The 23,106-nt window shown below is 40.6% G+C and carries 21 protein-coding genes, 2 tRNA genes and 1 pseudogene; 12 read left to right on the top strand and 12 right to left on the bottom strand.

The window, feature by feature from the left end; all coding sequences use genetic code 11:
- Nucleotides 1-11: 11 nt before the first annotated feature.
- From pdxY to anmK, 4 genes are all read right to left on the bottom strand, one after another.
- A complete protein-coding gene (pdxY, locus tag AM629_RS13770) occupies nt 12-875 on the bottom strand; it encodes a pyridoxal kinase PdxY (RefSeq protein ID WP_054479866.1) in 864 nt (287 codons plus the stop codon).
- A gap of 105 nt (nt 876-980) precedes the next feature.
- Nucleotides 981-2,255, bottom strand: coding sequence for a tyrosine--tRNA ligase (gene tyrS, locus AM629_RS13775; protein WP_054479867.1), 1,275 nt, complete (start codon nt 2,253-2,255; stop codon nt 981-983).
- A gap of 366 nt (nt 2,256-2,621) precedes the next feature.
- The gene (pdxH, locus tag AM629_RS13780; protein WP_054479868.1) at nt 2,622-3,275 is read right to left on the bottom strand and encodes a pyridoxamine 5'-phosphate oxidase; all 654 of its coding nucleotides are present in this window, start codon (nt 3,273-3,275) and stop codon (nt 2,622-2,624) included.
- A 48-nt stretch (nt 3,276-3,323) separates the two neighbouring features.
- A complete protein-coding gene (gene anmK / locus AM629_RS13785; RefSeq protein WP_054479884.1) occupies nt 3,324-4,436 on the bottom strand; it encodes an anhydro-N-acetylmuramic acid kinase in 1,113 nt (370 codons plus the stop codon).
- A gap of 349 nt (nt 4,437-4,785) precedes the next feature.
- Between anmK and AM629_RS13790 the strand changes: the two genes are divergently transcribed.
- Nucleotides 4,786-5,256 carry an outer membrane lipoprotein gene (locus tag AM629_RS13790; RefSeq protein WP_054479869.1) on the top strand — a complete coding sequence of 157 codons (471 nt, stop codon included), beginning with the start codon at nt 4,786-4,788 and terminating at the stop codon, nt 5,254-5,256.
- An 80-nt stretch (nt 5,257-5,336) separates the two neighbouring features.
- Here AM629_RS13790 and slyA read toward each other — a convergent pair whose 3' ends face one another.
- Both slyA and AM629_RS13800 read right to left on the bottom strand, forming a co-directional pair.
- Entirely contained in the window at nt 5,337-5,768 is a 432-nt protein-coding gene (gene slyA, locus AM629_RS13795) for a transcriptional regulator SlyA (protein WP_054479870.1), read from the bottom strand.
- A gap of 558 nt (nt 5,769-6,326) precedes the next feature.
- Complete coding sequence (locus tag AM629_RS13800) at nt 6,327-6,566, bottom strand: DUF1289 domain-containing protein (protein WP_054479871.1); 240 nt, start codon at nt 6,564-6,566, stop codon at nt 6,327-6,329.
- A gap of 172 nt (nt 6,567-6,738) precedes the next feature.
- Between AM629_RS13800 and gloA the strand changes: the two genes are divergently transcribed.
- Both gloA and rnt read left to right on the top strand, forming a co-directional pair.
- Nucleotides 6,739-7,152: a lactoylglutathione lyase gene (gloA, locus tag AM629_RS13805; protein WP_054479872.1), complete on the top strand. Its 414-nt coding sequence runs from the start codon at nt 6,739-6,741 to the stop codon at nt 7,150-7,152.
- The gene (gene rnt / locus AM629_RS13810) at nt 7,152-7,805 is read left to right on the top strand and encodes a ribonuclease T (RefSeq protein ID WP_054479873.1); all 654 of its coding nucleotides are present in this window, start codon (nt 7,152-7,154) and stop codon (nt 7,803-7,805) included. Before gloA ends, rnt begins: the two co-directional genes overlap by 1 nt.
- Before the next feature lie 208 nt (nt 7,806-8,013).
- On the opposite strand, the gene AM629_RS13815 is transcribed toward rnt, so the two are convergent.
- Nucleotides 8,014-8,361, bottom strand: coding sequence for a Grx4 family monothiol glutaredoxin (locus AM629_RS13815; RefSeq protein ID WP_054479874.1), 348 nt, complete (start codon nt 8,359-8,361; stop codon nt 8,014-8,016).
- 262 nt (nt 8,362-8,623) lie between these two features.
- Between AM629_RS13815 and AM629_RS13820 the strand changes: the two are divergent.
- A pseudogene (locus tag AM629_RS13820) lies at nt 8,624-9,061 on the top strand (Fe-Mn family superoxide dismutase); the annotation flags it as partial.
- Between the two features lie 252 nt (nt 9,062-9,313).
- On the opposite strand, the gene cydH reads toward AM629_RS13820, so the two are convergent.
- On the bottom strand, nt 9,314-9,406 hold the full coding sequence (gene cydH / locus AM629_RS23485) for a cytochrome bd-I oxidase subunit CydH (protein ID WP_149616933.1): 93 nt from the start codon (nt 9,404-9,406) through the stop codon (nt 9,314-9,316).
- Nucleotides 9,407-9,669: 263 nt separating this feature from the next.
- On the opposite strand from cydH, the gene purR reads away from it, so the two are divergent.
- Nucleotides 9,670-10,695 (top strand): HTH-type transcriptional repressor PurR, encoded by a 1,026-nt coding sequence (purR, locus tag AM629_RS13825; RefSeq protein ID WP_054479875.1) that lies wholly within the window; start codon nt 9,670-9,672, stop codon nt 10,693-10,695.
- Nucleotides 10,696-10,701: 6 nt separating this feature from the next.
- Here the strand turns inward: purR and punR are convergent, their stop codons facing one another.
- Nucleotides 10,702-11,610: a DNA-binding transcriptional activator PunR gene (punR, locus tag AM629_RS13830; protein ID WP_054479876.1), complete on the bottom strand. Its 909-nt coding sequence runs from the start codon at nt 11,608-11,610 to the stop codon at nt 10,702-10,704.
- Nucleotides 11,611-11,757: 147 nt separating this feature from the next.
- On the opposite strand from punR, the gene punC reads away from it, so the two are divergent.
- Both punC and cfa read left to right on the top strand, forming a co-directional pair.
- Nucleotides 11,758-12,969 (top strand): purine nucleoside transporter PunC, encoded by a 1,212-nt coding sequence (gene punC / locus AM629_RS13835; RefSeq protein WP_149616931.1) that lies wholly within the window; start codon nt 11,758-11,760, stop codon nt 12,967-12,969.
- A 295-nt stretch (nt 12,970-13,264) separates the two neighbouring features.
- Complete coding sequence (cfa, locus tag AM629_RS13840) at nt 13,265-14,416, top strand: cyclopropane fatty acyl phospholipid synthase (protein WP_054479878.1); 1,152 nt, start codon at nt 13,265-13,267, stop codon at nt 14,414-14,416.
- 173 nt (nt 14,417-14,589) lie between these two features.
- Here cfa and AM629_RS13845 read toward each other — a convergent pair whose 3' ends face one another.
- Complete coding sequence (locus AM629_RS13845; protein ID WP_054479879.1) at nt 14,590-15,567, bottom strand: CgnE/CgnB domain-containing protein; 978 nt, start codon at nt 15,565-15,567, stop codon at nt 14,590-14,592.
- 540 nt (nt 15,568-16,107) lie between these two features.
- A complete protein-coding gene (locus tag AM629_RS13855; protein WP_054479880.1) occupies nt 16,108-16,764 on the bottom strand; it encodes a riboflavin synthase in 657 nt (218 codons plus the stop codon).
- Nucleotides 16,765-17,033: 269 nt separating this feature from the next.
- Between AM629_RS13855 and AM629_RS13860 the strand changes: the two genes are divergently transcribed.
- The 5 genes from AM629_RS13860 (at nt 17,034) to AM629_RS13880 (ending at nt 22,706) form a co-directional block, all read left to right on the top strand.
- Complete coding sequence (locus tag AM629_RS13860; RefSeq protein WP_054479881.1) at nt 17,034-18,407, top strand: MATE family efflux transporter; 1,374 nt, start codon at nt 17,034-17,036, stop codon at nt 18,405-18,407.
- A 179-nt stretch (nt 18,408-18,586) separates the two neighbouring features.
- A tRNA-Val gene (locus AM629_RS13865) sits at nt 18,587-18,663 on the top strand.
- Between the two features lie 31 nt (nt 18,664-18,694).
- Nucleotides 18,695-18,771, top strand: a tRNA-Val gene (locus AM629_RS13870).
- 431 nt (nt 18,772-19,202) lie between these two features.
- Nucleotides 19,203-20,612 carry a pyruvate kinase PykF gene (gene pykF / locus AM629_RS13875; protein ID WP_054479882.1) on the top strand — a complete coding sequence of 470 codons (1,410 nt, stop codon included), beginning with the start codon at nt 19,203-19,205 and terminating at the stop codon, nt 20,610-20,612.
- Nucleotides 20,613-20,864: 252 nt separating this feature from the next.
- Complete coding sequence (locus tag AM629_RS13880) at nt 20,865-22,706, top strand: type III secretion system effector inositol phosphate phosphatase (RefSeq protein WP_072161891.1); 1,842 nt, start codon at nt 20,865-20,867, stop codon at nt 22,704-22,706.
- 200 nt (nt 22,707-22,906) lie between these two features.
- Here the strand turns inward: AM629_RS13880 and AM629_RS13885 are convergent.
- A partial coding sequence (locus AM629_RS13885) for a hypothetical protein (RefSeq protein ID WP_152912006.1) occupies nt 22,907-23,106 on the bottom strand: 200 nt, incomplete at its 5' end.

Consider the following 23,106-nt stretch of genomic DNA (forward strand, 5'->3'; position numbering starts at 1 on the left):
GGTTAAATATATCAATCCAGTTGTGTCGCACAGAATTTATGGTCAGGCGCTACCATTCTATCTTGAGCAGCTACAATCTGTAATTCATATTCATCCATATCTTTGGTTGTTATCATAACTTCATAAACTGCGGCAGCAACATGCTCAAGAGCCGTCTGTAAAGATTTACCTTTTAATAGATTAACTAATAACAAACCGCTGGTTAAGTCACCAACCCCAACTGGCTGACGCTCGCCAAAATCCACCAAAGGCCGACTAACATGCCAGCTATGTTCCTGAGTCACTAATAACATTTCAAAACGATCAGTCCGGTAACCAGCACGGCTAAGGTGCTTAACCAGTACGATATCCGGCCCTTTTTCGCACAGAGTTCTGGCGGCTGTAACTGCCTGCTCTACATTAGTCACTTTCTGCATACTGAGCGTTTCAAGCTCCAGTAAATTCGGCGCAATGACATCACTCGCAGGAAGAGCCTTTTCACACAAAAATTCAGCAACTCCAGGAGCAACGATACAACCTTTTTCTGGATGTCCCATAACGGGATCACAAAAATACCAAGCATCAGAATTCGCAGCTTTTACCCGCTTCACGATATCAATGATATGGTTTCCCTGCTCCGGTGAGCCAATGTACCCACTCAACACCGCATTACAGGATTTTAGCTGTTCAATTTCTTCAATGCCCTGAACGACTTCTGTAAGATGACCCGCAGGCATAACACACCCCTTCCATTGTGCATATTGGGTGTGATTTGAAAACTGCACTGTATTCAACGGCCAGACGTTTACTCCCATCCGACGCATAGGAAATTCCGCAGCGCTGTTACCAGCGTGCCCAAAAACAACATGAGATTGAATTGAAAGGATATTTTTCACAATGGTGGCCTATGTTTTTTATTCTGGCTTCTATTTGTAAAATAAGAATCATAGTAAGAAAGGGCAACGTTAGTTACCGTTGCCCGTTATGCTATGCAATATCGGTTATTTCCAGCAAATTAAACAATCGTGTTTTTTACCACGACGCAATAATGTGTAACGACCGAACAGACAGTTGCTGTCAGTAAACACATACTCAGGTTCAGATTGTTTTTCACCATTAACGGCTACCGCATTGGAACTAATCATAGTACGAGCCTGCCCACGGGAAGGTACTAACCCAGCACTAACCAGAGCCTGTTGTAAATCTGCTCCTTTTTCCAACTCGATTACTGGCATACCATCCTGTGCCAATTGAGCAAAATCAGCTTCAGTCAAATCAGCAACAGCACCGGAGAACAGGCTTTCTGTAATACGTTTAGCCGCTGCCAATCCTTCTTCACCATGCACCATCCCGGTGACTTGTTCTGCCAATACATACTGGGCACGAGGGGCCTTACCGCTGTTTTTATCCTCTTCTTCCAAAGCATCAATATCTTCAAGACTCATAAAGGTAAAGAATTTAAGGAAACGATAAACATCAGCATCTGCGGTGTTGATCCAGAATTGATAGAATTTGTATGGACTGGTTTTCTTAGGGTCCAACCAAACAGCACCACCTTCGGTTTTACCAAATTTAGTGCCATCAGATTTAGTGATCAACGGGACAGTCATACCAAATACTTGTTTCTGGTTGATACGACGGGTTAAATCAATACCAGAAGTAATATTCCCCCACTGGTCAGAACCACCGATCTGCAATTCAACGTCATGTTCTTCATTCAGACGTACAAAATCATATGATTGCAGCAGGTTATAAGAAAACTCAGTAAAAGAAATACCAACATCATCACGGTTCAAACGTTGTTTAACCGCTTCTTTGTTAATCATCTGGTTAACTGAGAAATGCTTGCCGATATCACGCAGGAAAGTCAAAACATCCATGCCGCCAAACCAGTCATAATTATTGGCTGTTTTAGCGCTGTTTTCACCACAATCAAAATCTAAGAAAGGTGAAACCTGTCTGCGGATCTTTTCTACCCACTCTTTGACAGTATCCGCAGTATTTAATTTACGCTCAGTGGCTTTAAAACTTGGATCACCAATCAAACCCGTGGCCCCACCGACTAATGCCACAGGTTTATGCCCAGCCAGCTGGAATCGTTTTAAACACAGCAAGGGAACCAGATGCCCCAAATGCAAGCTGTCGGCTGTCGGATCGAAACCGCAATAGAGGGAGACAGGGCCTTGCGCCAGTCTCTCCGCTAACGCATTCTCATCCGTCACCTGGGCAATGAGGCCCCGCTCTTGCAGTTGTTTTATCAGGTTATTGCTAGACATTAATGACTCCATCAGTTTGTGTATTTATCTGTTGTATACCCGTTATCTTTCAAGTTGCCTCTTTGTTGGCTGCACTCACCCCGGTCACAGAGTTATCTATACTCCTCATCTTTCAAGCTGCTGCTTTGTTGGCTGCGTTCACTTACCCCAGTCACATAGTTATCTATGCTCCTGGGGATGCGTTCTCTTGCCGCCGCACTGCAACTTGAAATCTATTGGGTATAGGCTCCCGGGGATTCGCTCCCTTGCCGTCGCGATACATCTTGAAATCCATTGGGGATATAATAAGTCGCTGCTTAAAAAAGTATGGCATAGCATAAAACGCCACTATTATAAGTGCCAGTATTAAAAATGATAATCCACGATTTATGGTGCAAGCCTGTCAATATGCCAGCCATCACCTTCTCGTTGATAAATAAACCGATCATGCAACCGGTTTGCACCACCTTGCCAAAACTCAACAGAATCAAAGGTCACTCTAAACCCCCCCCAAAAACTAGGTAAAGGAACCTCACCATTCAGGAATTTCTGTTTCAGTTCGAGAAATTTTCCCTCCAAAATACCTCGCGTGGAAATACGGGAAGACTGTTGCGAGGCCCATGCTGCAATCTGACTATCTTTAGGGCGGCTATGGAAGTATTTCAGCGCTTCAATAGAAGAAAGACGTTCAGCTTTACCAAGGAAAGAGACTTGCCTTTCCAGAGGATACCAAGGGAAATGAAGGCTAATTTTGTTATTCTGAGCCAAATGTTTTGCTTTCCGGCTACCCAAATTTGTATAAAAAACCAGTCCATTTGCATCAAAATGCTTCAATAAAACAATACGTTGATACGGTTGACCATGCTCATCCACTGTAGCTATACACATTGCCGTTGGATCACTGAGTTTGGCTTCATATGCCTGCTTCAACCAACGCTCAAAAAGCTCAATAGGTTCTTTGGTCAAATCCTTACGTCTTAACCCACCACGAATATATTCACGACGTGATTCTGCAACATTGAATTCATTATGCTCTGACATTATGTAGCTCTGCTTATCACTCATCAAATACCAGACAGCTTATCATTGTTATTGATTAGTAACAGGATAAATTGCCCCTAAAATAGTTTCAGCGCTAGCACCAGTAACAGAAGGTAAATTCCCCGGAGCACCCGACATCGTACGGAATGCTAACCAGGCAAATGCCAATGCTTCCATATCATCACCAATAAGACCATATTTATCTGTCGGACACACTTCTGTTCCTGGCAATAATGCAGAAAGTCGGCTCATTATTAGTGGGTTATGGGCACCACCGCCACAAACCATCAGACGCTCACATCCACCACTCAACATGATTTGCTGTGACACAGACACCGCAGTCAGCTCAGCCAATGTTGCCTGAACATCCACAGGCAATATATCCGGATAGTTAGCTAATTGCGCCTCCAACCAACTCATATTGAAATACTCTCGGCCTGTACTTTTAGGAGCTGGTCGTGAGAAGTAATTATCAGAAAGCATTTGTCTGAGTAAACTATTATTAACCATCCCTTCTCGTGCCCATTGAGCATCTTTATCATAAGGTTTTTTCTGATGACGCCATACCCAGCTATCCATCAACATATTACCTGGACCTATGTCATACCCTTTGACTAACGACCCTGGCAATAAAGTCGTTATGTTAGCAATGCCACCAATATTGAGAATTATCCTTCGTTCTGTCGGATGGCCTAATACAGCGAAATGAAAAGCAGGAACTAATGGTGCTCCCTGCCCGCCATACGCCATATCCCGCCGACGAAAATCACCAATAGTAGTAATCCCGGTTAACACTGCTATACGGTTATTATCACCGAGTTGCATGGTAAACGGAGTTTGGCTATCTGGCTCATGCCAAACAGTCTGACCATGACATCCCACCGCTGTGATATCGCTTGCAGTTAACCCTGTTTTATCTAATAAACCTTGTACTGCTTCAGCAAATAAAGAACCAAGTTCATAATCTAATCGGCCTATTGCAGATAATGTTGTTTGCTGTCCCTGGCAAACCGCAAGAACTTTTTGTTTCAATTCATAAGGGAATAAATGTGAATAACTGGCTTGCTGAGCAACAACTTTATCATTGATTGCTGCAAGTACCACATCAACCCCATCCAGACTTGTACCCGACATTACACCAATATAGCGACCTGACTTCATAACCATTATTTTGCCTTCCTGCTTAGAATCTGCCTTGATAAAATCAGAAACCATGTTAGTTAATAACTATAAAGCGCGGTGGTTTTAGCTGTATATGGTTAATGGGAAAACAAAGGAATAAAACCTGAGTTTTGGAAACAACTTCACAAAAAATGCTGAATTTCTCATTAATAGCTATTTCTTTTAAAAATCTCTATTGACGTTTAATATGTGTTGAGTACTAGATTGTTAATGTACTGATATTCTACTCAAATAAATTTTTCACTACTTGTTGCCAATGCCGGTTGTTAGCCTGGTTGCTTATAAGCTATCAGATTTCCGCAGTCAGGCATCGAAATTAGGAGTTACTATGTTGAAGCATTTCTTAGTTAGCGCAGTTGCAGTCGCTTCATTATCAGGCTGTGTTAATACCGATTCCCTTTCTGGAGATACATATACTGCCGGACAAGCTAAACAGGTTCAAACTGTTTCTTACGGTACCGTTGTTTCCGTCCGTCCTGTCAATATTCAGGCGAGCAGTAATGAGAATGTATTAGGTGCGATTGGGGGTGCAGTTCTTGGTGGTTTGGTTGGTAATACTATTGGAGGGGGTAGTGGCAACACATTGGCAACAGCCGCTGGTGCGATTGCTGGTGGTGTTGCAGGTCAAAACGTTCAAGGTGCACTCAACACAACGAAAGGCGTAGAACTGGAAATTCGCCGGGACAGTGGTGAGAGCATCATTGTCGTTCAAAAGCAAGGAAAAACCGTCTTTAGTAAAGGTCAACGGGTAAGAATCGCAGGCCAGGGTAGTAATATTACTGTTTCTCCTAGACAATAAATCAATAAGAAAACCGTGACTTAGTTTTTTAAGTCGCGGTCTTCTTTCATTTGGTTAACACTTCATGAATACCATAATGACTATCTACTTTGTAACTGGATAATATTTTGCTCTAGTCTTTGAACTAAAGTGGAAAGAAAAGCAAGTTCCTCTTGTGTAATACCTTCCAGAATCTCATTTCTTGTGGACGCAATGACACCATCTAGCTCCCTAATAACAGATGCAGAGTCTTCAGTTAACTTGATTCTTTTTGCACGACGATCATTAGCACAAGTGTGCCTGGTGATAAGTCTTTTTTCCTCAAGCTGATCTAATGTCCTTACCAAAGATGGTTGCTCAATACCGATAGCTTTCGCCAACTGTATCTGAGATTGCTCCTGTGGTAACCGGCTAATATTGTATAACGTTACCCAATGAGTCTGAGTTAATTCCAATGGCTTTAAACGATAGTCAATTAAAGCACGCCAAATACGGACTAACCGTGCCAGATCTGATCCCAATGTCGATTCCAATTGCCCCTCCTTAAATAACTAGCCTATTAAACATAACAGCCAAATTTTTCTAAATCAGGCTAATTAGCCTTAAAAAGTATATATAACTTTTACACAATCACAGTAAATTCTTAATAACTAACTAATTCAGGTAACTATAACCAATAACAACAAAATTTAAATTAAACTCAAAGTAAAACAATCAACATACAATATCTTAACCATAAAAACCATCATAACTATGGATACAGACAAATAGAAACCAATAAATATCATTCAATACTTTATTCCAAACACTATAAGGATAGCTGTCATCTAAATGCTAATCTATCTATTTTTACATCAATATTGTCTTTATTTTACATTTGTCACACAATCAAACTAAAAATTCCATTTTAAACATAAGGTTATATGGACAACCAAAATAAGAGCAATGAATTTTTCCGATAAGCAATAAATAAGAAAATAACAAACAAAATACACTAAATTGTAGTAGAACATTTATAGCTTAGCCAAAATATAACCCTATATAAGTAAGTCATTGAATTGTTAATTCCAATAACTTCAAAGAATCGCTAATTAAAATAGTGATGGCTGTTCAGGTCTTTCTTCATCTGGCTGATGGAATGTTCTCAATGTACGTAAATATCTTTGCCGACAAAGTCTCAATACTTCGCGTTTTTGCTCATCCGTCATTTTCATCCAATTAAATCTTTCTTCCCGACTACGATAGCACCCCCGACAAAAGCCCCGCTCATTAGCCTGGCAAATTCCTCGACAAGGGCTGGGAATAGCAAAAAACTCTAGTTGCTCAGCCATCACATCCCCTTTCCTATACATTTCATATACTATGTTTAATTATAAACCTAAATAAGAATAAATTATAATTATGGATAAATTGAACTGTAACCGTAAGACACGTTATAGTTAGTGGTTTTTGTGCGGGCTACCGCACAAAAACACAAGAAAAACCATTAAATTAGAGGTAATTATGCGTTTACTCCATACCATGATCCGCGTTGGTGATTTACAACGCTCCGTTAATTTTTATACTGAAGTCTTAGGAATGCGCCTACTGCGCGTCAGTGAAAATACAGAATATAAATACTCACTCGCCTTCGTTGGCTATGCTGATGAAAGCGAGGGAGCCGTGATTGAATTAACTTATAACTGGGGAGTTGATAGTTATGAGATGGGAAATGCATTTGGTCACGTAGCATTAGGTGTCGATGATGTTGCAGCAACTTGCGAACGGATTCGCAAAGCTGGCGGGAATATCACCCGTGAAGCAGGCCCAGTAAAAGGGGGAACAACTATTATTGCTTTCGTTGAAGATCCCGATGGCTATAAAATTGAACTTATTGAAAACAAAAATGCCAGTAACGCTCTGGGTAACTCAATCTGATGTCTGATAAAAAAGAGCCAAACGTCCTTAGTGGACGTTTTCGAGGTTATTATCCTGTAGTCATTGATGTTGAAACTGGCGGCTTTAATGCCAAAACGGATGCATTACTTGAAATTGCCGCTATAACACTGAAGATGGATGATGACGGCTGGATAACACCCGACGAATCACTTCATTTCCATATTGAACCATTTGCAGAGGCTAATCTTGAACCCGCAGCGCTGGAATTTACCGGAATTGATCCGTCAAATCCGCTACGTGGAGCAGTGAGCGAATACGAAGCTTTACATGCCATTTTTAAGATGGTTCGTAAAGGCATAAAAAACAGTCACTGTAATCGGGCAATTATAGTGGCTCACAATGCTAATTTTGATCACAGTTTTGTTATGGCCGCTGCGGAACGCACCAAACTAAAACGAAACCCATTTCATCCATTTGCAACTTTTGATACAGCGGCTTTAGGTGGTTTGGTTTTAGGACAAACGATTCTGGCAAAAGCCTGCATCGCAGCTGGGGTTTCTTTCGACAATAATCAGGCTCACAGCGCCTTATACGATACTAACCGTACTGCCGAGTTATTCTGTGAAATAGTTAACCGCTGGAAACGACTTGGTGGCTGGCCATTAACCACAGAAATAGAGGAAAATGCCTAATCAAGTAGTGCCAATGAGCCGAACTTATTGACATTATGATTATGTGCAGCAGGAATATCATTGATGCTCTTACCACTATAACCTAATTATAAACCAACAGAATTACAATTAACTATATGATTAATATAATTAAATGTAATTTATAACGATAATTATCTCCCCATACATCAAAATATGGGGAGATAGCAGTCCGTGGGTAATTGAATAATTACTCTGCGGCGTTCTCGCCCTGAGAACGGTATTTATCAGCAGCTTCTTTAATTAATGTTTGTAACTCACCACGCTGAAACATTTCAATTATAATATCGCATCCACCAACCAACTCACCCTCAACCCAAAGCTGAGGAAAAGTTGGCCAGTTAGCATATTTTGGCAATTCTGCGCGAATCTCTGGATTTTGCAAAATATCTACGTAAGCAAAACGTTCACCACATGCAGATAAAGCCTGAACAGCCTGTGCAGAAAAGCCACAATTTGGTAATTTAGGAGAACCTTTCATATACAGCAGAATTGGATTCTCGTTAATTTGGCGCTCAATCTTCTCAATAGTCGTCATTTTTATTTCCTTTAAATCAACAGTATGCTGAAGTCAACATCGTCACAATATTGGCGGAGAATACCATTTTCTTTCACCAATATGCATCCTGATATTTTCTTATCCAAGAGCAAATGGCATCTTTTTCACTGTTATTTATCGTAGAAGTTATTAAGATAATTAAACAAAAATAGCCATACAATAATTAGCTTATATTTGCTCTTCACCATGCTTTATCCTACTTAATGCATGATTTAAAGAGCTATACCCTATGGACTTCAAGTTTGCTGGGAACTCTCTGGAAGAGATTATCAGAACTTCTGAAGGTGGCATTTTCAACAATGCTGCTCAAGTTTAGAATCATACTTTTTACTGGCACTGCTTGTCTCCAAATGGCGGTGGAGAACCAACAGGTAAAATCGCTGAAGTTATTAATAAATCATTCGGTTCTTTTACAGAATTCAAACAGCAGTTTACCGACGCAGCGGTGAAAAATTTTGGTTCCGGTTGGACTTGGCTGGTTAAGAAAACTGATAGCAGTCTGGCTATTGTGAATACGTCTAATGCAGCACCGCCCTTGACTTCTTCTGATAAACCAATATTGACTGTTGATGTTTGGGAACACGCATATTACATCGATTATCGTAATGCACGCCCTAAATATCTGGAAAGTTTCTGGGCATTGGTTAACTGGAAATTCGTTGAAGAAAACCTGGCTTAATAGCTATTTATTCAACTAATTACCACTCGCTCTAGCATTAAGGGCAGATGATCCATTCAAGCCATCTGCCCTATTTCCTGTTAACATAAAGCTCGATTTCTCTATACCCGTCATCTTTCAAGCTGCTGCTTTGTTGGCTGCGTTCACTTACCCCAGTCACATCGTTATCTATGCTCCTGGGGATGCGTTCTCTTGCCGCCGCACTGCAACTTGAAATCTATTGGGTATATACCACTTAATCAATTCAAAATATCAGGCAAAAATTAAGCAAAGAGCAGCAAAAATGACAATCATCACCAACGTGCTCACCGCAGTCAATAAACCAAGCTTTAAATCAGTATCCATAGCGTCTCCTCAAAATAAAAGTTTATAGCCCCCAAACCCTTTCATTGGTATGGCTAATTATCCTTACAGAAAGGAAAAAGCATAAAATAGCGATTACCGGCTATTTTATAACATTGATTATTGCTTTCACTTTTGAGCCAGATCAGACAAAATTCGAAGTTTATCGATAAAGAATTGCCACGCTCCCTATGTATCAAAGATACTGGCAAACAATTAACAAAGATTTATAAATTTAGACCAAAAGGTCAGGAGTCTTTTATCTCATGGCAACGATCAAAGATGTGGCTAAACACTCTGGCGTTTCAACCACTACCGTATCCCATGTTATTAATAAAACCCGTTTTGTCGCCGAAGATACTAAGGCTGCGGTTTGGGCTGCTATTAAAGAGCTGAATTATTCACCCAGCGCAGTTGCTCGCAGTCTGAAGGTTAACCACACCAAATCGATCGGTTTACTGGCAACGTCCAATGAAGCCCCCTATTTTGCTGAAATCATTGAAGCCGTTGAAAATAGTTGTTACAGCAAAGGCTATACGTTGATTTTATGTAACTCACACAACAATATTGATAAACAGAAAGCCTATTTAGCCATGCTGGCACAAAAGCGTGTGGATGGCTTACTGATTATGTGTTCAGAATATCCGGAACAGCTGTTAGGAATGCTGGAAGATTATCGCAATATCCCGATGGTCGTCATGGATTGGGGGCAAGCCAGAGGTGACTTCACTGATACTATTATTGACAACGCATTTCACGGCGGTTATCTCGTTGGTCGTTATCTTATTGAACGAGGCCATCGAGATATTGGTGCGATCCCTGGCCCCTTGGCACGAAATACTGGTGGTGGCCGCCATCAAGGATTCTTGAAAGCATTAAAAGAAGCCTGCATCCCAATCAGAGAAGAATGGATTGTTCAGGGAGATTTTGAGCCTGAATCGGGTTATAAAGCCATGCATCAAATTCTCAATCAAAAACAGCGTCCAACTGCGGTTTTCTGCGGTGGGGATGTTATGGCCATGGGCGCTATTTGTGCTGCGGATGAATTAGGATTACGAGTCCCACAGGATATTTCGGTGATCGGTTATGATAATGTACGCAATGCCCGTTATTTCTCGCCAGCATTAACAACCATTCATCAACCCAAAGAACGTTTGGGGCAAATGGCCTTTTCCATGTTACTGGACAGAATAGTCAATAAACGTGAAGATGCACAAATCATTGAAGTACATCCACGTTTGGTTGAACGCCGCTCCGTCGCGGATGGCCCATTTATCGACTATCGTCGTTAATTTGCCTTACTCCTCCTGAAGCCATTCAGCATTAAGCGTTTCACTATCGCCAAGATAGCCGAGAAGCCAACTTAATGCCGGAGAATGGCTATTTTGCGCCCATGTCAGACAGCACGGACTATCTGGCAAAGGCTGTACCAATTCCAATGCTTCCAGCTTTTTCTGCCGAATGAGCGGCATTGCCCTGTGCTTTGGCACCATTCCCACACATAACCCTTCATGCAAACAATCCAAGCCAGACTCCCAATCAGGGACGACTAATCTGCGCTGATTGTCCAAAGTCCAAGTGTCACGCTTCGGTAAATTTCGGGAGGTATCTTCAAGACACAAACTTGGATAAGGTCGCATCTGATTATCAGACAGCGGACCGGGCAATTGAGCCAAAGCATGACCCGCGCTTACTACACATAGCCAAGGCATAAATCCCATATCTTTAAAACTGAACCTTGCCCCTACTGGCGCAACCCGGGTTGCGCCGATTGCAACATCAACCCGACCATCCACCAATGCATCCCATACACCATTAAACACTTCCTGATGGATAAAAAGTTCCACATCAGGAAAATGATGATAAAAATCAAGAATAAGCTGCCGACTACGTTCTGGTTTAACCACCCGGTCAATAGCAATACTGAATTGCCCTCTCCAACCATTTGCAACCTGTTGGCATTGATGACGAGTGTCAATCATCTTTTTGATAACAGCACGGGCCTCTTTGATGAAAATACTACCAGCCTCGGTTAATTCTACATCCCGATGGCGGCGCTCAAATAGCGGAACTGCAAGCCATTCTTCTAGTTGCCTTATTGTATAACTGACAGCAGAAGGAACACGATGAAGTTCCGATGCCGCAGCACTAAAACTCCCCGTTCTGGCAACAGCATCCACAACTTCAAGTGAATATTCTGACCACATAATTTTACCTTTCAATTTTTTTCACAGCATTATGCAAATATTACCGTTTCACAAGTAAAAATCACGGCATATAGAATACGTACAAATATTCTTATCTACTTACCACAGCAAGCTATTTCAATCATGACATCCAAAGAGAGTAATCAAATGAAAAACTCAAGTCAGTTCATGTTCTACCTTGCAGGCTTGAGTATGCTAGGTTATCTGGCTATTGATATGTATCTGCCCGCTTTCGGCTCTATGCAACAAGAATTAGGTACGTCGGCAGGAGCAATCAGTGCCAGCCTGAGCATCTTTCTTGCAGGTTTTGCCTTTGCTCAGCTTCTATGGGGACCTCTTTCCGATCGCTTTGGAAGAAAGCCTATCATCATCATCGGGTTATCAATATTTTCTATTAGCTGTCTGGGCATGATTTGGATAACAGACGCCTCTCAACTTTTAGTGTTGCGTTTTATCCAAGCCGTAGGTGTTTGTTCAGCTGCTGTCTCATGGCAAGCACTCGTTATTGATCGTTATGATAGCAATCGTACCAAACGCGTTTTTGCAACGATTATGCCTCTGGTTGCCCTTTCCCCTGCTCTGGCGCCTTTGATGGGAGCCTGGCTGTTACAACATGGCGGTTGGCGCATAATCTTCCTGGTATTAATGGCAATGACACTCTTGCTACTGTTATCGACTCTATTCCTGCAAGAAAATCGTAGAAAGAGTCAGGCTCAAACTCAGACGAGTAATGTATCTTTCTTTACGTTACTTAGATCACCGATGTTCAGTGGCAATGTTCTAATATTTGCATCATGCAGCGCTGGCTTTTTTGCCTGGTTAACAGGCTCGCCTGTTATTCTTAGTGAGATGGGATATAACCCGAATGACATAGGTCTGAGTTACGTACCACAAACATTGGCCTTTATGATAGGTGGTTATGGGTGCCGCAGCATTTTAACTAAAATAAAAAGTGAGATTGTTTTCCCTTATCTATTGGCTGGTTATGCTGTCAGCATGATTGCACTGTATTTCATTGCAAAATTCAGCGAACCCACCCTGCTTATAATCCTGATACCTTTCTGTTTTATGGCAGCAATGAATGGTGCTTCATATCCGATAGCGGTAGCAAATGCTTTATCCGCTTATCCACAAGACAGTGGAAAAGCAGCAGCATTGCAAAATACTCTTCAATTAGGGCTTTGTTTTATTGCTAGTCTGATTGTTTCAGCATTTATCGACAATCCACTTATCGGTAATCCATTGGTATCAACAACAGCGGTTATGGCTTCAACCATTGTGTTAATGTCATTAGGATATTTTATACAGTGGAAAAAAAAACCTGACCGCCGCATGCAAGCTACTGAACAACATTCCTGACATTAATCAAAGTATTAATCAAATAAAGACTGTTAATATTCAATTAATTACAGTCTTTATTTATTAATTGATGAAACAATTCTACGCTTTTATACTCATACTAATTCCTTATTCTAAATTCTGATAATCTGGAATTTGAGGTTTTCAGGAGCAATGGCTGCTCTGATTAAACTTATGGATTAGTCACCTTTAGGGTTTTTCGCTTTAACGTTTTGCATCTTGCGTTCTCGCATTCTGCTTTAATTAGCTAAAACGAGCTCCTCAATAATTCCATCACCTTAACGTTGGAGAGTATATGAGTTCATCCTATATCGAAAACCAGCAAGTCGTCACTAACTCCTGGCAGAAGATTGCCAATGAAATGCTACAAGAAGCAGGTATACAGGTTAATGGTCACAATCCTTATGATATCCAAGTAAAAAATCCTGACTTCTATAAAAGAGTTTTACAGCAGGGATCAATGGGATTAGGTGAAAGCTATATGGATGGCTGGTGGGATTGTGAACGGTTAGATATTTTCTTTTATCGCGTTTTACTCGCTGGATTAGAAAATAAAATGCCTAATAGCCTCAAAGACATACTAAAAATCGCAATAACCCGTTTGCGTAATCTGCAAACCCCAAAACGGGCATGGATTGTAGGTCATAAACATTATAATTTAGGTAATGATCTTTTCACCCGTATGCTTGACTCTCATATGCAATATTCCTGTGGATACTGGAAGCAAGCTGAAACACTGGAACAAGCTCAACTTGCTAAGTTGAAACTCATTTGCGAGAAATTAGAACTCTCTCAAGGGATGACCCTGCTGGATATTGGTTGTGGTTGGGGAGGATTATCCGCTTATGCTGCAAAAAACTATGGTGTTTCCGTAACAGGTGTAACCATCTCTACGGAACAGCAGAAATATGCACAGGAACAATGTACTGATCTGGACGTAAACATTATTCTGACAGATTATCGGAAATTACATCAGCAGTTCGACAGGATTGTTTCTGTCGGTATGTTTGAACACGTCGGGCCTAAGAATTATTCAATTTACTTCAAGGTTGTTAAAAGAAACCTGAAACCTGATGGCTTATTCCTGTTGCATACCATTGGTTCCAGCAGAGATAAAATCAGTGCTGATCCGTGGGTTAGCAAATATATTTTCCCTAATGGCTGTATACCTTCTATTGAACAAATAGCACATACTAGTAAAAGCCGTTTTGTTATGGAAGATTGGCATAATTTTGGAGCGGATTATGACCGCACATTGATGGCCTGGTATGAAAGATTTATTGCCAGTTGGCCTGAAATACAAGATAGTTATAGTCCAAGATTTAAACGTATGTTCAGCTATTACCTAAATGCTAGCGCAGGTGCATTTCGTGCCCGCGATATTCAACTATGGCAGATAATGTTCAGTCAAAAAGGTATTGAAGGTGGATTACGAGTCTCCCGATAATTAATTAAAGGCTACAGTGGAATACCGCTGTAGCTTCTAATTAACTAAGTTTAAACAATATAAGAAATCGATTTCAGATCTTTAAATATAAAAAGGAGGGTTTTGATATAATTACACTATTTAAATATTTATTAAAAGAATTTATTTAACATTAAAAATATAAGTCCCCTTCGCTAGCTAAAATAACCGATATAACCATTATCAAAAACGGTTGTTTGATCAAACGCGATTTTTCCATTAGAAAAGATCAAATCTAAATGATGGCTTCCCTTTACTCCACCACCTAAACCAAGATGTAAACCAGGATGCCTTTCTTCAAAACCCGCATTTCTGCCGTAGAGTGATTTAACTCCCGTGTTGGTACCAATCCCAAACTCTTCAACAATTCTATTACCGTGATTATGATTTAGATATAAATTAAAATCCCGGCTGAATTCAGCATTGTCACAATCAAACCCAATAATTTCACCATTCTTTATATTTATAGTCATCATATCATTGACAACCCCATATTTTATGGCAAATGGTGCAGTACTCAAAAAGGTACCACTGAAACTAACGTTGCCATTAAGGTTCTTTATATGACTAGCTATTTCTCCAGGAACAACATCAGGATTTCCACTTCCATCAATAGAAGTCCATTTATGATCTTTATCTAAATAACCGGTAATTGAATTTCCTTTATTATCCGTATATTGGATTTTTTGCGATCGACTCAATAGCTCAATAAGTTTTTTATTTCTTTCTGCTATTGATTCTTGTAACTCGCTAAATGCTTCAATGAAATGAGAACCATAATCTTTAAATAGTACTGATTTTTTCCAGGATTCAGTAATAAAGCGTTTTATTTTAATTAAATATTTCGGACCTTGTGGAGATACATTTTTTAATGTTGATGATGCGTAAAGAAAAATAAATAAATCGCAATCGGATATCTTCTGTTTTACATCATCAACAGATGCTTCTTCTAAAAAAATAAAATCGGATTCTACTTTGAAATTCTTTTCGTACACATGCATTTTTTGCGCAATATCACCATGTTCAATATCAGATCCAATAAATAATTTTATGCATTCATCATTTCTTACTTTATCCGAAATTGCAGGATGATACGATAAACAGCGATACATATTTTCAAGACTTTTATCCATAAGAGCAATCCTGTTTATACCCGTTATCTTTCAAGTTGCCTTTTTGTTGGCTGCACTCACTCACCCCAGTCACAGAGTTATCTATGCTCCCTTGCCGTCGCGATCCATCTTGAAATCCATTGGGTATATTTTTAAGTAAGGGGAAACTCCCCTTACTTTATATTATTAATAACCATTAAGGCCAAAGGGCCGTACCGAAAGGTACGACAGCTTGTGCATTCATCATTTCAACAGCATCATCATGTGTAGGTTCTTCAAGCCACTCATCTAACTCAAGCGTGTTTTCCATATAATAGCCTCTAAAAATACAGTGATACGGTTAACTTGCACTTTGCAAGAAGAAAAATTAACAACATAGTAACAACAAGAAATTATATTAACTAACATAATACACAAGATACTGCAATAGAAATCACAAAGCTTCATCTCTTCATCATCGATAAGCTCAACAATTCTTTGATACTGACTTAATGACACATCCCTATCAGCTTAAAGTTTAAAGCTACAAGAACACCCTGTAGCTTTTCATTTATTTATCAACTATTCATCAAGAACAATCACTGGATGTTGAGCGATAATTTTTTCCTGCTCTTTCTGAGCAAGAACCCGTTCTACGGTATCAACGATCGCCTGAGTCTGAGGATCAATCTCGATATTCACTTTCTGACCAAGACGTTTTTTACCCAATGTTGTGCGTTCCAATGTTTCAGGAATAAGATGAACACAAAAACGATTATTGACCACATCACCAACCGTCAAGCTAATGCCATCAATGCCGATGAACCCTTTATGCAGGATATATTTCATCAATTGCTTATCGTGGATACGGAACCATATTTGATGATTATTTTCTGAAGTGAAAATTTTAGATATTTCAGCAACAGTGACGATATGACCGGACATCAAATGCCCACCAATTTCATCACCAAATTTAACCGCCCTCTCCAGGTTTACATAATCCCCTACCTGTAAATCACCCAGATTGGTCAGGCGCAGAGTTTCTTTCATTAAATCGAAACTGATCTTATCACCTTCTACTTTGGTCACTGTCAGACAACAACCGTTATTGGCAACTGACGCTCCCGTTTCAATGCTTGGCAATAACTCGGACGGGAATTTAACTACATGAGTCCGGAAATTATTTTTTTCATCAACAGCAACCAATAGTGCCTTTCCCTGAACGATACCAGTAAACATAAGAGAACCTCTTAATACCATGTAAAATTACTAATTAGTTTATATCAAGTTGCCATTTATAAATACTACACGAGCATTTTGAATGTAGACATCCTATTACTGGTGGGTAACGGTTACCTACCCTAAACGGAGTATCACCGCATGCCTTGCCAAATAGTATTAAACAGATACAATACTATGGTTAGTTAAACGATTGATTTTTCAAAAATCGTTTCTCATATACAAGAGTTTTCCTTAACATTTTCTACTTTATAAATAAGGTGTAATACGTGCAGAAGTATTTAAAAGAAGCGCGTAATCTGCTTGCTCTAGGTATCCCTGTCATCATTGCCCAATTCTCACAAACTGCAATGGGAGTTGTGGATACGGTTATGGCAGGTAGCGTCAGTGCAACAGATATGTCCGCAGTTGCTGTTGGTACCTCTATCTGGCTACCAGTTATCTTATTTGGTTATGGCCTGCTAGTGGCCTTGACACCAATTATTGCGCAAATGAATGGTTCTGGTCGTAGAAAAATGATTGCGAACCAAACACAACAAGGATTTTGGTTAGCGACTTTTCTCTCAATCATAATTATTGCTATTCTATACAACTGTAAATTTCTAATTGATAAACAACACGATATAGATCCGCTTTTAGCAGAAAAAGCCGTTGGATTTATCCACGCAATAATGTGGGGCGCGCCAGGTTACCTGTTTTATCAGGTACTTCGTAATCAATGCGAAGGTTTGTCGAAAACCAAACCAGGAATGATTATTAGTTTTTTAGGATTATTAATTAACATCCCGATTAACTACATATTCATTCACGGTAAATTCGGCGCTCCTGCTCTGGGTGGTGTTGGCTGTGGTGTTGCTACCGCCAGCGTTTACTGGGCCATGTTTCTTTTAATGCGTTTATATGTGAAACATTCATCATCACAAAAAGATATCCGCCCTGTGCGTCGTTTTGTAGCGCCAGAATGGCATACCCTGAAACGTATCTCAGCTCTCGGTTTGCCTATTGCTATGGCAATGTTTTTTGAAATTACTCTATTTGCGATAGTGGCACTATTGGTCGCCCCTTTAGGCGTTACCGCTGTTGCAGGGCATCAGATCGCCCTGAATTTCAGTTCATTGATGTTCATGTTTCCAATATCTTTAGGCATTGCAGCTACTATTCGAGTGGGATACAACCTGGGACAAAGATCTATTGAGAGCTCCCGTATATCAGCTTATACCGGTATTGCCGTAGGTTTGATGTTCTCCTGTTTTACCGCAATCTTTACTATCATTCTGCGAGAACCGATTGCCTTGATGTATAACGACGACCCCGAAGTCGTCGTCATGGCGTCACATCTAATGCTGTTTGCCGCTTTCTACCAATTATCAGATGCAATACAAGTTGTTGGTACCGGTGTCTTACGTGGATATAAAGATACACGATCTATCTTCTATATCACTTTCAGCTCTTATTGGATTCTGGGGCTACCAAGTGGTTATATTCTGGGATTAACCAACTACATTGTTCCTGCTATGGGGCCAACAGGATTTTGGATCGGCTTTATTCTTGGCCTGACCGCATCAGCAATAATGATATCCATCCGTATCTTATGGATACAAAAACAATCAGATGAGATAATCCTGCAACGCTCAGCCCGTTGATTTGTTTTCTATAGAGCCGGGGACGAATATTTTTACTATAGGAATATAGGAATAAACGACAAATTCACTGCAAAAGCTGTAAATACGAGCAGTTAAACAATAATTTGTATTATTCCTCTTGCAAGAAGGCTAACTGGCCGCTAATATTCGTCCCCGCTGTCACCAATGCAATTTAGATTGCGTCCGTAGCTCAGTTGGTTAGAGCACCACCTTGACATGGTGGGGGTCGGTGGTTCGAGTCCACTCGGACGCACCAAATTGGTTGGTTGATAGTATCTCTTCTTAGTGCGTCCGTAGCTCAGTTGGTTAGAGCACCACCTTGACATGGTGGGGGTCGGTGGTTCGAGTCCACTCGGACGCACCAAATCTTTAGAACTAATCCTTTATTTCAACGTCTTAATGACTGAAAAATCACTTATCTGCAATGAGATAACTCATTGATTTTTTATCTAGAAATTACACAATACGTTATAACTTCCTGCTGCAATTTTCGCCATTCTCCAGTTTTACTGTTATAATTAACCTACACAATCATTTTTTGATTCATTTCACAAAAATAACTCTTTATAATACGGCGCAATTTATAGTTGAAAGGTTTCAGCACATTAATTTACGCACACTGAAAAATCACAGATTGATAACATGTGTCTACCTCATACAAAAAGATACCGCATGTCTTCCCCGTCACCTGTCCTTAATGGTATTGCGCAACTTTCAACACAATATGATATCTGCGCAAACCATAAGTTGACGGCTCACTATTTTCATTCATTAAAAACCTGTAGATAAATTGTCATGAAAAAAACCAAAATTGTTTGCACTATCGGACCAAAAACAGAATCCGAGGAAAAACTGGCTGAATTGTTGAATGCTGGCATGAATGTTATGCGCCTCAATTTTTCACACGGAGACTATGAAGAACACGGCCAGCGTATTCAAAACATTCGCTCAGTTATAACTAAAACAGGTAAGCAAGCAGCTATTTTGCTGGATACTAAAGGCCCTGAAATCCGTACCATGAAGCTGGAAGGTAGTAATGATGTTTCCCTGACTGCGGGTCAAACTTTCACTTTTACCACCGATACTTCAGTTATCGGTAACAAAGACCGTGTTGCTGTAACTTACAGTGGCTTTCCTGCTGATTTGGCACCAGGTAATACAGTTCTGGTTGATGATGGCTTAATCGGCATGACAGTCAAAGAAGTCACTGAGTCAGAAGTCATTTGCCAAGTTCTGAACAATGGCGACTTGGGTGAAAACAAAGGTGTTAACCTGCCAGGTATTTCTATCAGCCTGCCTGCCTTAGCAGAGAAAGATAAACAAGATTTAATCTTCGGTTGCCAACAAGGTGTTGATTTCGTTGCCGCTTCTTTTATCCGTAAACGCTCTGATGTTCTGGAAATCCGTGAACATCTAAAAGCCCACGGCGGTGACAATATTCAAATCATCTCCAAGATTGAAAACCAAGAAGGTCTGAACAACTTTGATGAGATCCTGGAAGCTTCTGACGGGATTATGGTTGCCCGTGGTGACCTAGGTGTTGAAATCCCGGTAGAAGAAGTTATCTTCGCCCAGAAAATGATGATTGAAAAATGTAACATGGCTCGCAAAGTTGTGATTACTGCCACTCAAATGCTGGATTCCATGATCAAAAATCCACGCCCTACCCGCGCAGAAGCGGGAGACGTTGCTAACGCCATTCTGGATGGTACTGATGCTGTTATGCTTTCCGGTGAAAGCGCAAAAGGCAAATATCCCGTAGAAGCGGTGACTATCATGGCAACAATTTGTGAGCGTACAGACCGAGTCATGCCAAGCCGCATTGAAGCTGTCAATTGCCGTAAACTACGCGTAACCGAAGCGGTATGCCGTGGAGCGGTTGAAACCGCAGAAAAACTGGAAGCACCTTTGATTGTGGTTGCAACATATGGTGGTAAATCAGCCAAATCTGTCCGTAAATACTTCCCAGGTGCCCCTATTTTGGCATTAACCACGAATGAAGTGACTGCACGTCAATTGCTACTGGTTAAAGGTGTTTCTACGCAAATCGTCAAAGAAATCGCATCAACTGATGACTTCTACCGTATCGGTAAAGAAGCGGCACTGGCTAGCGGTTTGGCAAAGAAAGGCGAAATCGTGGTTATGGTATCTGGTGCTCTGGTTCCAAGCGGTACAACCAACACCTCTTCTGTTCACGTTCTTTAATTTGATATTTGGTTTTATTTCTGAAACATCGCATGTTTGCGGTGTTTCTGTTTCAGATCTGACTTTCTTTGCTTATTTGATATAACACCTGATTATTCCCCCTTCCAATCCTCACCGGTCGTCACAGCTTGCGTCGCCTTACCCGGAACAATCTCAAAGATATCTTGCGGCAATTTATATCCCGCCCTGAAGAACAAAGAATAGAGTTTTACGATGTACCGGATATATCCGGCATGTTTTTCCAATGTTCACATGAAAAACTTTTTTTATATCGAAAATTTACATTTTGTGGTTCAATATCTATTCAATACTTATTATTTCAATATGAAAGGAGAAATCATGCATATACAAGTCGCTAAATTTCCCACTCCCATTATCCAGAATATCAAGCATACACAAGTCGCTAAATTTCCTACTTTCCTTATCCAAAATATCAAGCGCATAGCCTCAAAAATATCGGCAAATAGCGCAACTTTGAGTCGTATATTGAAGGTTAGCACCTCATCACAGCAGCTAAAAACAACGCAATCTTCTTCTATAAAAATCCCTATAAAAATCAATTTGATATCATTACATAGAGGCGAAACGAAACTTCTATCCGAATTCAATCAACCATCATTACCTTCTACCCGTTCCATTCATACTGTTTTTAATCTACAACAAAATATGATCGATTCTGCTGCCTTAGCACTAAGTAACCTTGGTGGCGATCCCACAACACTAAAGCATTTATCTCGCCAGTTAGAAGCGGCTCATTTCAAAGCGGATAGACCAGCTACCCCAGATGAATTAAAAGCAACAAAATCTCTTAGCAAAAATCTTATTAATTTAATAGCCAACCAGCTAAGAAAAATAGGCATCTCACACAAAGAAGCTATGAAAGAAGCAAAATTTGCTTTCAGTGAAGCGAGTAAACAACATCTTAATCATAAGAAATGGGCTACACTGGAAACTCAATTTGAGCATGGTGGTAGAATGTATCATTGCACATCCATACCGGCAGCACAGATGAAATTAGGTACAGAGGATATTTTTCCAACTTCCTACCAGGATTACGGTGTGTGCAGTAAATCCACACAAGAAACCATCCACTCCGTTAATATGTGGGTGTCAGATATACGTGTAAAAAATGAAAATGGGCAAGAACAGACACTATTTAAAGGGTTACGTCACGGCGTCTTATCGCCTTTTACATTAGAAAAAGGAACAATAGAACGTTTAGACGGAGCAAAAGCACGAGCGAGTGAAGTTGTCACTGCCGCACTATTTACGAAAACAGATCTACTACAACAAGCATTAAAAGGAGAAACAGTTGAGTTACAGTTAGTCTCGACATCACTACTCACCGCATTCCAACAAGAAAGTGATATGTTGCACGATCAAATAGAGGCATGGAAAGCACTGTGTGCTGAGAAACCACTTACGTTATCTATACGCACCGAAGACGGCCATATGCAAAACGTCAAGGTAAAACTAAACGTCGCTGCATTTAATTTTGGTGTCAACGAACTCGCTCTGAAACTTCCTTTAGGCCACAATCAAGCTGATAAGTGTAATGTGACAGCATTACATCAACTCTTAGGAAATGACTTGCATCCTATGGCCGAACCCGGTGGTTGGGTAGGAGAATACTTGGCTAATAATCCCAAAAATGCTACACGTGTGCGCCTATTAAGCCAACAATTGAAAGAAATTTGGGCTGATAAAACACATCATTACGATGGTGGTGAACCATACAAAGCTCCACAGCGCGTAGCAATGCTAGCCTATGAGATAGGTGCCATCCCCTGTTGGAACTGCAAAAGTGGTAAGGACAGAACCGGAATGCTGGATGTCGAGTTGAAACGAGAAGCTGTGGCAATCCATCAAGGACAGGGCTTAAATGCGCCTGGCAGCCAACTGAAAAAAACAGATCAGAAGCTATTACAGCAATTACTTCTCCATAGTGGAAATCTGGAAATACAAGCCATCAATACGGGTGCTCCCGGCAATAAGGTGATGAAAAACGTTCCACTTATTGGTTTATCGTATAAACAACGTATAGGAGATTCTGAGACTTGGGAACAAGCTCAAGGATTATCATCTCTGTTGTAGTAGTTCAAACGAAATTTGATGAGATTGACGCTCCACACGGCGTCAATCGTACCAAAATGAACGGGATCATCCCCCTATCGGCACGTCCATACTAAGTGGGCATAACCACATTCCCCACTGTTCGGTCTGCTCACGGGCAAATGCCAGCACATCACGTCAACTCAGGCAGGCTATTATCAATCGTTGCAACATGCCCCTTCCTACCAATTATCGTCATCGACCGTTGGGAGTGTTGGGGAAACGCCCAGTGTGGAGTCAAAAATCTCCTTCGGTAACTTAAAACCCCGCAGTTTCAGCAATGCCAGCGGCCCCCGGCCCACTTCCGTGCGCAAAATCCACGTCAGCGGTAAACCATCCGGCGCCACAAACGTTAACCGATAGCGGCTCTCATCCAGCCTCT

This window comes from Photorhabdus heterorhabditis (assembly GCF_001280945.1).
In the GTDB taxonomy this organism is placed as follows: Bacteria; Pseudomonadota; Gammaproteobacteria; order Enterobacterales; family Enterobacteriaceae; genus Photorhabdus; species Photorhabdus heterorhabditis.